The organism is Streptomyces calidiresistens, from assembly GCF_014141525.1.
In the GTDB taxonomy this organism is placed as follows: Bacteria; Actinomycetota; Actinomycetes; order Streptomycetales; family Streptomycetaceae; genus Streptomyces; species Streptomyces calidiresistens.
This window is the reverse complement of sequence record NZ_VKHS01001193.1, coordinates 1-1,159: the sequence shown is the minus strand read 5'-3', so window position 1 is coordinate 1,159 and position 1,159 is coordinate 1. Positions and strand designations below refer to the sequence as shown.

The window sequence follows — 1,159 nt, the reverse complement described above, 5'->3', positions numbered from 1 at the left end:
TCTACACTTGCAGCTTCGTCGGCAGCGTCAGGTGTGTATAAGAGACAGGGGCGGACCCCGCCGGCGCGGCGCCGAACGGGGCGTCGGGAAGCGGGGGCACGGACCGGGGCACGGACCGACCATACGGGGGCCGCGGCCCGCCCCCCAAGGAGGTGCGACGGGTCCCGGCCCCGCCGGCCGGGGAGCATCGATCCCGCCGGGGCGTTCCCGGTGCCGGGATCAGGCCACCGGGCGCCGGAAGAGCAGATCGCGCACCCGGTGGCCCTTGTCCAGGCCCTGCCGCTCGAAGCGGGTCTCCGGCCGGAAGTCCGGTCGGGGCGCGAAGCCGCCGCCCGGCACGGTGTTCTCCAACTCGGGGGAGGCCTCCAGGACCTCCAGCATGTGCTCGGCGTACGGCTCCCAGTCGGTGGCGCAGTGCAGCACCCCGCCCGGCGCCAACCGGGAGGCGCACAGCGCCACGAACGGCGGCTGCACGATGCGCCGCTTGTGATGCCGCTTCTTGGGCCACGGGTCGGGGAAGAACACCCGGATCCCGGCGAGGGAGGCCGGGGGCAGCATGTGCTCCAGGAGCAGCAGGGCGTCGCCGTTGGCCACCCGGACGTTCTCCAGGCCGCGTTCGGCGGCGAGCTTGAGCAGGTGCCCCTGGCCGGGGGTGTGCACGTCGGCGGCGAGGACACCGGTGGTCGGGTCGGCGGCGGCCATCAGCGCGGTCGCCTCCCCCATCCCGAACCCGATCTCCAGCACGACGGGGGAGCCGGGCGGCAGGGTGTCGAAGAGCCGGTCGAGGTCGACCGGGGTGCGCCCGTCGATCTCCAGTCCCCGGGTCGCCCAGTGGCGTTCGAGGGCCTCGCGCTGGGCGGTGGTCACCCGGCTGCGGCGGGGCACGAAGCTGCGCACGCCCCGGTGGCGGTCACCGGTGCCGGCCGCCGGGTTCGCGGCGGGACCGGTGCCGGGGGCGAACATCGCCCCGTCCGGCGTCCCGGTGGAGGCGGGCGGGACGACGGGCGCGGTCGGGGGGGCCGGGATTCCGGCCACGGGCCGCCGCCGCTCCCCGGCGGCGACCCGCTCGGCGGTACGGGACTGCTCGGAGGTCATGGCCCCGATGGTACGGCGCCCGCCGGCCGTCGGGTCCCGCCCGCCGCCCGGCCGTGATCTCCCC

Annotated in this window: 1 protein-coding gene; it reads right to left on the bottom strand. The window is 76.6% G+C overall.

The annotated features are described in order from the left end of the window. Nucleotides 1–219: 219 nt before the first annotated feature. Nucleotides 220–1,095, bottom strand: a complete 876-nt coding sequence (gene trmB / locus FOE67_RS26325) for a tRNA (guanosine(46)-N7)-methyltransferase TrmB (RefSeq protein ID WP_182667329.1) — start codon at nucleotides 1,093–1,095, stop codon at nucleotides 220–222. Between the last annotated feature and the right edge of the window lie 64 nt (nucleotides 1,096–1,159).

What these genes read in the sequence shown, in the direction of transcription:
- trmB (WP_182667329.1), bottom strand. Translation starts at nt 1,095, where the DNA reads ATGACCTCCGAGCAGTCCCGTACCGCCGAGCGGGTCGCCGCCGGGGAG.